5 protein-coding genes are annotated in these 9,650 nt (G+C 60.1%); all 5 read left to right on the top strand.

The features are described 5' to 3' along the window. Window positions 1-242: 242 nt before the first annotated feature. The 5 genes from ACWDRB_RS67320 (at window position 243) to ACWDRB_RS67300 (ending at window position 9,430) form a co-directional block, all read left to right on the top strand. Window positions 243-1,187 (top strand): Shedu anti-phage system protein SduA domain-containing protein, encoded by a 945-nt coding sequence (locus ACWDRB_RS67320; RefSeq protein ID WP_449912730.1) that lies wholly within the window; start codon window positions 243-245, stop codon window positions 1,185-1,187. A 514-nt stretch (window positions 1,188-1,701) separates the two neighbouring features. After that, on the top strand, window positions 1,702-2,856 hold the full coding sequence (locus ACWDRB_RS67315) for a hypothetical protein (RefSeq protein ID WP_449912729.1): 1,155 nt from the start codon (window positions 1,702-1,704) through the stop codon (window positions 2,854-2,856). A gap of 406 nt (window positions 2,857-3,262) precedes the next feature. Then, window positions 3,263-5,899 carry an FxSxx-COOH system tetratricopeptide repeat protein gene (gene fxsT, locus ACWDRB_RS67310; protein ID WP_449912728.1) on the top strand — a complete coding sequence of 879 codons (2,637 nt, stop codon included), beginning with the start codon at window positions 3,263-3,265 and terminating at the stop codon, window positions 5,897-5,899. A 319-nt stretch (window positions 5,900-6,218) separates the two neighbouring features. After that, window positions 6,219-6,635 carry a hypothetical protein gene (locus ACWDRB_RS67305; protein ID WP_449912727.1) on the top strand — a complete coding sequence of 139 codons (417 nt, stop codon included), beginning with the start codon at window positions 6,219-6,221 and terminating at the stop codon, window positions 6,633-6,635. A gap of 32 nt (window positions 6,636-6,667) precedes the next feature. After that, window positions 6,668-9,430, top strand: coding sequence for a tetratricopeptide repeat protein (locus ACWDRB_RS67300; RefSeq protein WP_449912726.1), 2,763 nt, complete (start codon window positions 6,668-6,670; stop codon window positions 9,428-9,430). Window positions 9,431-9,650: the final 220 nt, after the last annotated feature.

Raw genomic sequence — 9,650 nt, 5'->3', positions numbered from 1 at the left:
CTGAACGCCTTCGCCATCACCTTCGAAGGCCGCCTGACCCCGACCACCCGATAGAACAAATCAAGATCGAGATACACCACTGACTGGACACACCCAGGCCAGCCCGCCTGCGGCGGCCTGGCGCGCGTCGGGCGGTCGCTGGCCGCGCTGCGGCTCTCCGGCCGGTCGCGGCCAGCACCGCCCACGCACGAATGGCAAGGTATCCGTCGCTCAATCCCGACGACAGAGCGTAAGCTGCCATCGTGACCGAGACGGCTCCTCGCAATGTCTCTAACGCCTTTCGTGAACCCTTCGTGGGTTACCTGCCGGGCTATCTGGCCGAGAGCCAGTTGACAGCGCCGGGGCCACCTGTTCAGGAGGTCTATGATGCCGCGCTGACAAAAAGGTGGCAGGCTCTTCTTGACAGCCCAGAATCTCAGGATGAACGCTTAATCCAGACGTTTTTGGAGCGCCATCCCTCGTTGTTGCCGGGATCCCATAGCGTCGATGGGGACTCAGGTCACTCCGCCTTCCCCATGGCCGTGATCACAAAGCCAAAGCTACCTGGGCTTAGTGACCGGGAGCCTGACTTTATGTGGATTGGCACAGACAGCGGATCACTTTATCCGATATTGATTGAGATCGAGACTCCGCACAAGAAATGGTTCTACGGTGAGCGCGCGGAGATCCACAGCGACTTCACTCATGCGCAAGGACAACTGGCTGAATGGCGAGCATGGTTCAACCGTGGCCACAATCGTTCAGCCTTTCTGGATTACTATGAAATACCTCCAGTGCTGGCGCGAAGGCAGCTTGCGCCGCGGTTCGTTCTGGTCTACGGACGCCGGGAGAACTATGCAAACTCCCTACGTCGACAGGAGAAACGAGCGGAGTTGGCGCGCGCGGACGAACGCCTGATGTCCTTCGATCGCCTAACGCCCGCCAAGCACGGTGTGCTGTACTCCTGTATGCGCAAGGAGCAGGATGGGTATCGTGTAGCAGCAGTCCCACCGTGCCTAACCATCTTTAATCACGGCGAGGATTATCAACGCGCCTCTGGGTGGGAAGAGGCCTTGGATTCCTGTCACGATATGGCGGCTCTACGCAGGGAATATCTCAAGGATCAACTTTGCCTGCTGACCGAGAGACCTGATGCCTATTCTCAAACCGAGCATGGAGTGCAGTTTCGGGCACCGCAATGGTTATGACTTCTAACTTCATAGTGACGGACATCCGTCCGGTCAAGTTAGGCACCGTTCTGAAGGGCTAGGGCAGAGACTTCAGGGCTGCCGCCCCGCTTCCGGTGCTCGGGCCCGGAGGGCCCTGCGCTCCGGGTCGGGTTGCCATCGAGCAACCCTGGTACCGCATTGCGATCATGCGTACGTCGACTGTCTACAACCCCTTGCCCCGGACAAGCCGCATTCCACGTCCGGGCGATACGCGTTCGTCGCTATGCGTGATCCGTGCCGATCTAGTAGTACCAGCCAGACCGCGATGGCCGCCCGAGGGCCCGTAACGTTCTAGGCGACACGCGGGGATTCTGGGATACCTGTGGACTGTGGAGACGACGTTCATCAGAGCGACCCATCGCTCCTCACTGGGAGGCTCTACCTAGAGCACGTGCCGGAACTTGTGACCCTGCCACCGGCCCACCAATCCACCCACGAGGGTGTGCGCCGCGCCCGCCCCTCCAATGTCGTACCTGAATAGTACTGTCCCGCTATGAGGCCAAGCGATTTCTTCGTCGAGGAGCAAGACCCAGCCTGGGAGATGAACGGCGAACCCTGGTCGTCATGGCAAACAGTCCTCAACGAGGAACTAATCGATCAGGTGCGGTGGGGTCCGCTGCCAGACTCTCCAGACTGGTCCGTTGCCCAGGGGCTCAGCCGCCTGACTCATCGTGAGCTGGAAGCTTACGGCACAGGTGGTAACGGACAGAGACTCGACAACGAGCAGATCATTGAGGTGCTGCGAGCTCTGCGAGCACTTCTCGGCCGGATAGGTATCGAGTTCAAACCGCCGTTTCGCGACTACGGAGGTTTCCATGCCTACTGGGTAAGAGAAGGCATGAGCCACAGTTACGCCGCCAGGCGGGGCTACCTAAGCGAGCTGTTTACGCCGCTCTGGGATCGACTCGACGAGTTGGAAGAGGCCTGGTCTGGAACTGGTTCCATTCGCGGTGTAGATGGCCAGATGAAAAATATCATTTTCGCCTCGACCGGCCATAAGCCCGAAATTGTGCTTCGTGATGCTATCAACAACGTGATTGAAGTGGTGGAACACGCTGATACCTGCCTCGTCTATGACCGGGAGCTCACCGCGGCGGGCTTGACGTGGGGCGAGCTCGTGGCATGGTGGCGGGATAAGCGCGGCCTGGTCGGTGATGATCGCAGCATCGGACATGATCTATATGGGCGGCTACGCCAGTGTATGAAGAAGAGTCCGACTGAGGAGAACCCGGCCGAGTTGGTCGTCTTTAACACCTACTGTGAGCGCTATGCGGGCGAGGAGGGGCAGCGACAGCCGGCCCTCTTGCCGCAGGTCTATCTGCACTACGATCCGCTCACTAAGCGTGAGCGCCAGACCCTCCGCAAGGGAGAACGCCTGAAGCGGGAGCGAATGGATTTTCTGTTGATGTTGCCGGGAGGCGTACGCATCGTGATCGAGGTGGACGGCAAGCATCATTACGCCGAGGATGATCTAGCCTCGCCGCGGCTGTATTCGCAGATGGTTGCTGAAGACCGAGCGCTACGACTCAAGGGTTACGAGGTGTACCGTTTTGGCGGCTATGAGTTGACTGAAGACTCGAACGCAGTCGCGATGCTTAGGCAGTTTTTCGATGAGCTACAGAACCGGTATGATAGCTCATCCCGTTAAATAGACGGTCTGGCGCGTGCGCAGGTGAACGGATGTCCTCTGTGGGTTCCGGCTCGGCCGATCGGCTCTTCCTGCTTGAGGTTGGGGTGAGCGAGCTCACCCTCGATGAGGGGGTCCACGAGGCCATCCGAGCCTTATGCGAAGGCTCCATCGTGAAAGAGCACAATGAGACAGCCGGTGAGCTCTCTCAGGTGCGGGTGGCCGCTAGTGAAGAACGGTCGATCGATGCACAACTGATCTCCGGGAGTGTCTCCCCTTGAGATGGCCCAACTGGCTGAGGTCAGCCGTGACTCGTACTCCACTGGAGCGCCGCGTAGAAGTGGATGCCTCAGGTGATAGAGCGGTTGCCGCTGCTGAGATTTCTGGAGCGGTGACTACTGGGGACAGTTCCCCGATAGATAACCGATTGATCAGACTCGATCCGGGAACACTGCGTGACCCCTCTAAGATCACTCTGGACAGAGGGCTTTGGTATCTGCCGCGCAAGCCGGCGGCGGTGTTCGAAGGCAGGGAGCAGGCGCTGACCAGTCTGCATCAGGCACTCGAGGACGATCACGCCCGGATGGCGATGTGTCAGGTTGTGTACGGGCTGGGCGGAGTGGGGAAATCTGAGCTGGCGTTACAGTACGCCACTACCCACCGAGACCGATACCAAGTGGTGTGGTGGGTCACGGCCGATAACGTCGAGCGAATACAGGCTGGTCTTGCGGCCTTGGCAGGCCGTCTGCATCCTCCAGTTCGACTTGTTGGGAAGGTCGAAGACGCCGCAGACTGGGCGATCGGCTGGTTGCAGACACATTCCGACTGGTTACTGATACTGGACAACGTTGACGACCCCGAGCACATCCGCCCACTGCTGGGGCAACTGGACAGCGGTCATGTGCTGGTCACGACACGGCGGGATGTGCGCTGGGGCGCAGGCGCGCAACTGATGCAGTTGCAGGTCTTAGACCTCGAACCGGCTGCAGAGCTACTTCACCGGATCACTGGGGTCGCATGGCACAGAGATACTGAGCATGCAGCTGAGGAACTGGCCTCTGAACTCGGGTATTTGCCGTTAGCCTTAGAGCAAGCTGCCGCGTATATCGCGCAAACGCACATAAGTCTAGTCGACTATCTCAATCGCTTGAGACGTCGACCGGAGCGAATGTATATGCTGGGCGCCGAAGGCAGTTCCGGCGATCGAACGATTGCCCGGCTGTGGACCATCACCATGAGCACCCTTGGTGCCAGCGACCAGGGCGCCGTTGAGTTACTGCAAATCCTGGCCCACTACGCCCCTGACGATATTCCTCGCCAGATTATGTCTCACGACAGCCTTGACAACACCGATCTTGACTCCTTCTTGGGCCTGTTGGCCTCGTACAGTTTGATCAGTCTTACTGATAACAGTATTAGCATTCACCGAATCATGCGAGAGGTCATCCTCGCAGAACCTCTCTATCGTGATATCCAGGAAACGGCACGGGATACGGCGCTGATGTGGCTAGCGAGGTCACTCCCCAGTGACCCGGAATACAACACAGATGGCTGGCCACTCTGGAGGCGGCTTATCCCGCATATCCAAGCTCTAGCGAACTCCTATCCTGAAACTGGCGCTCTTTTCCCGCTCGGGGATGTCTTGAGCTTGGCCGGGATTTTTCTGCGGAGCCAAGGGTCTCCTGTGCAGGCGCAGCCATTTGCCGCCCGAGCCTTAGCGATCATAGAGGCCGCCCATGGACCGAATCATTCTGAAACTGCCAGCATGTTGGCCCATCTGGCGAACAATTGCCGGGCCCTGGGGCGTGCAGATGAGGCGGTGTCTCTGGAGGAGCGGGCATTGGCAATCGCCGAAACAGCTCATGGCACTGACCATCCTGTTGTTGCAGCATTGCTGGACAATCTCGGGCGAAGTCTTTGTGCCTTGGGGCGTGCGAATGAGTCGGTGCCGCTACAGGAACGGGCGTTAGCTGTTACTGAGAGAGTTTACGGGCCTAGCCACCCAGACATTGCCGATCGACTGCAGAACTTGGCTACTAGCTTCAGAATGCTTGGGCGGGTAAGCGAGGCGGTGCCATTGGAAGAGCGAGCGTTAGCCATCACCGAGAAGGCCTATGGCCCGAACCACCCTACTGTTGCTACCCGCCTAGGAAACCTGGCTAGTAGCTTTCACGATCTTGGCCGCATACGAGAGGCGGTGCAACTACATAGTCGGGCATTGGCAATCGTAAAAGCCGATTATGGCCCTGACCATCCCGTGGTCGCCACCGTGATGGGAAACCTTGCGGTTAGCCTATGTGAGCTAGAACGCGTGGATGAAGCCTTGCCACTACTACAGCGGGCGTTGGCGATTAGCGAAGAGGCGTATGGCCAGGACCACCCCGACGTGGTGATCAGGCTGGCTACTTTGGCGCGGGCCTTTCGTGATCAGGATCGCCTGGATGAGGCGCTGACGCTGGAGTTACGGGCACTGACAACCGCCGAAGCGATTCATGGCCCTGACCACCCCATAGTCGCCACTCTTTTAAGCAATATGAGTGTCAGTTTTGGGAAGCTCGGCCGTGCCAGAGATGCGGTGCCATTGATAATAAGCGCGATTAAGATCATTGAGACGGCTTACGGTCCGGAGCATCCCGATATCGGCACACTGCTCGGAAATCTAGCAGGCTGTTTTCGTGATCTGCGCCGCAGCAAGGACGCGATCCCACTGGAGGAGCGAGCGCTGGCGATCACTGAAGCTGCTTATGGTCCTAACCACCCTGCTGTGGCCCATCGGCTTGGGAGTCTGGCGGTCAGCTTGCATGCAACAGGTCGCGTGGATGAAGCGGTGCCGTTGGAACAACGAGCGCTGGCGATCACTAAGGCGGTCTACGGTTCTGACCATCCCTATGTGGCTTTCTGTCTCGGGAGCTTGGCGATCAGTCTCAAGGACCTGGGTCACTTAAATCAAGCAGTGGAACTGTATACGCAGGCTTTGGCTATCGCTGAGGCAGCCTATGGTCCTGGCCATCCAGCCACCGTTGCCCTAAGGCAAGACATGCACCGGGCACGGCAGGCCCTTTAGCATGACGGGCGTAAGTATCCACTGGTGACCAAATAATGTGGTGACCGGTCGGCGCGTGCGAGCCCATGCGTAGGATGATCTTCGGATGTTACCGGCTAGCGACAGCCCATCCACGCAGGTGAAGCATGCTTATCGGCCATACAGCCATCACACTGTCCTGAGACGGCTGTTGATCAAGTCTGCGACGTTGACGGATCCCCTGAGTGGAGACCGCCTCGCGAGGGTTGCCGTAGTCCATTATGGAGGGATGAGAGGGCGAGGGCGGGCGCTGGCATGGGCCTGCGGAGCGGTGACTGCACTCATCGGCACAGTGGTAGGCGTGCTGCTATTCAAGGCGGGGCTCGACGACGCCGACAAATGGTCCAGCATCATCGGAATGAGCCTGACTGCGCTGATCGGCGTACCAGCGACGCTGTACCAGGTGGTCCTTGCCCGACGCGCTTTGGACATCGGCAGTTCCACAACTGAAGTCCATATCACCGCAAGCGGAAAGCGGTCGATCGCTGCTCAAACCATCGGATCTGCCTCCACGGGGGATGGATCTTCTCCTATTCCCTGGGCAGCGCCATCGGCTTCGAGCTCCTCGGACAGCCGGTCTGCGGATGAGCTGGGGACGGCACCGGCCGACTCTTCAGCTCAGGTGCGAGTCGAGGCGATCGGTGAGCGGTCCATCGCCGCACAGAACATCGGGTCCGCCTCCACAGGTGACGCGCCTCCGCCCGCAGCGGCAGGTTGAGCGTGGCGGACTCGCTCTCTTCCCCGTCCAAGATGACCATCCGTGCTGAGGGATTTCGCTCCATCGCTGCTCAGACCATTGGTGCGGCGACTTCTGGGGATCACTCTCCGATCATCAGGCTGGAACCGGGCACCCTGAAAGCGCCCGAAGAGGTGCCGCTGCCCACCATGCTGACGAACCTACCGCGGGCACGATCGGCGGTGTTCGTCGGGCGAGACGACGCCCTTACAGCAATGGAGCAGACGCTATCCGGCAACTCCTCTAAGGTAACCATTGGCCAAGTGATCCACGGTATGGGAGGCGTGGGCAAGAGCGAACTCGCACGCCAGTACGCTGAATACCACATGCAGCGCTATCGGCTGGTGTGGTGGATTACCGCGACCAGCGAAGAGAAGATCAGCAATGAACTGGCCGCCCTTGCTGCGTCCTTGCATCCACCGCTGCCACAGCCTATTGCGCTGTCGACATTGCTGGGCATTGAGCAGGCGGCCCAGTGGGCGTTGAACTGGTTGCAGACCCATGACGACTGGCTGCTCGTGCTCGACAATGTCGAAGAGCCCAAGCACACTCGTAGCCTCTTGGCGCAGCTTCGCAGAGGACACATCGTCATCACCACCCGCCGTCAGGTGGCATGGCCTACAGGCGCCATCGAGCTACCGCTGGGGCTGCTGACTAAGCAGGCCGCTACCGAACTGATCGCGTTGACCAGTGAACGCGATGCCGATCCCGACGAACTTCCGGTGTTCGAGGCGATCGCCGTCGAGTTGGGGTTTCTGCCGCTGGCGTTGGAGCAGGCCGGCGCCTACATTCGCGAATGCCGAATTTCCCCCAACGCCTATCAACGGCTGCTGGCTGATCACCCGTTGGATATGTACGACAGACCACGCGATCAGGACGAGGCTGAGCAGACTATCGCCCGGCTGTGGAACGCCCACTTGGACGTTATCCGGTCCCGAAACCCGTACGCCGAGCACCTGTTGCGCGTCCTGGCCTGCTACGCACCGGAAGATGTGCCCCGCGACATCCTCGGTGAAAGGGCCGCGGCCGGCAGCCTGCAAGTGATGGACGCGCTACGGCTGCTGGCGTCCTACCATCTGATCAAGTTGGAGGAGTCGGCTGTTAGGATCCACCGGCTGCTGCAGAAGGTCATCGCTGCGGCAGACGACACCCGTGCCTACTCCACCGAGAGGCGGTCGTCACCCCAAGTGGCCTTGGCCTGGCTTGGTGAGGCATGGTTGGCTGCCTCCGAACTAACCCAGCCTGAGCAGGCCAGCAGATTCAAGGTGCTCAGCCCGCATGTCGAAAGCCTGACCGACCATCACCATGTCACGACGGTGATCGGTGAATATGACGGGATTTTCTCCGTGGCCAGCGCCTTCGAACACAAGCAGGGTAACTACCATCGCGCTGAATCTCTCGCGCGTCACCACCTGTCCATCGCAATGGCGAGCCTAGGTGACGAGCACCCTGACACGTTGACCAGTCGCAGCGACCTGGGGGCCGTGCTGTGGAGTTTGGGACGACTGGACGATCTTGATGCTGAGCTTCGAATGTTGCTGGAGACGCGGCGTCGGGTGCTGGGTGAAGAGCACCCTGACACGTTGAGCAGCCGGGGCAACCTGGGAGGCTTGCTGCAGCGTTTGGGGCGGTTGAAGGATGCCGAGGCAGAGCTCCGAGCCGTGTTAGAGCTCTCACGGAGGGTGCTGGGTGAAGAGCATCCCGACACGCTGAGCTGCCGGCGAAATGTAGCCATCGTGTTGGACAGCTCGGGGCGGCTGATAGAAGCCGAGGCGGAACATCGGGCGGTGCTGGAGGCCCGACGGCGGGTGTTGGGTGAAGAGCACCCTGACACGTTAATTTGCCGGAACGACCTGGCACTCCTGCTGGGTGAAATGGGGCGGCTGGCGGAGGCCGAGGCGGAGCATCGCGCGGTCTTGCAGATATGGCGGCGGCTGTTGGGTGAAGAGCACCCATACACCTTGGCCGGCCGGAGCAACCTGGCGCTGGTGTTGGATCGTTGGGGGCGGCTGGCGGAGGCGGAGGAGGAGCAACGGGCGGTGCTGGAGGTTCGACGGCGGGTGTTGGGTGAAGAGCACCCTGACACGTTGAGCAGCCGCAACCACCTGGCGGGGCTGCTGTGGCATACAGGGCGCTTTGCAGAGGCAAGGGCTGAGCTTCTGATGTTGCTGGAGGTTCGACGGCGGGTGCTGGGTGAAGAACACCCTGACACGTTGATGGGCCGCGGTACCTTGGCGATTGTCCTACAGCGTTTGGGCCAGCTGGAGGAGGCTGAGGCGGAGCTTCTGGCGGTGCTCGACGCTCACCGTCGGGTGTTGGGTAATGGGCATCCCCAAACGTTAACCAGTTGGAACAATCTGGCGACCATGCTGGATGGTTCAGGGAGACTGATGGAGGCCAGGGCGATCCATCAGGCGGTGCTGGAGATTCGACGGCGGGTGTTGGGTGAAGAGCACCCTGACACGTTGAGCAGCCGCAACAACCTGGCGACCGTACTGCAGCGATTGGGAATGCTGGAGGATGCCGAGGCCGAATATCGGGCGGTGTTGGAGCCTTGGCAGCGGGTGTTGGGTGAGGAGCACCCCGAGACGTTGACTGGGCGGAACAACCTGGCGCTCCTGTTGGGTGATTTGGGGCGGACGGAGGAGGCCGTGGCGGAGCTTCGGGCAGTGTTGCAGATCTCCCGCCGGGTGTTGGGTGAGGAGCACCCCATCACGTTGACCGTCCAGAGAAACCTCAGGAGCGTGCCGCATGGGGAAGTTCGTGGTCCCGGCTAATGTGAGCTTCCCCTCATAGCGTGGAGACCGAACGGGAGAGGTTGGTCGTAGCAGCAGTCACGCGGCGGGATGGTCTCTCAGCGATGCGGGTTGCGCGACATGTTTGCGCAACCGCACCAAACGAGCTAGACGAGTAAGTCCGAAGTTCTTGGGCGGTAGCCACCAATGGGGAAGGGCCTCGTTGATCGTTTTGTGACGAACGACATCGAGACCCTTCTTA

The sequence above is a fragment of the Nonomuraea sp. NPDC003707 genome, assembly GCF_053587055.1.
This window is presented reverse-complemented; position numbering and strand designations above follow the sequence as displayed.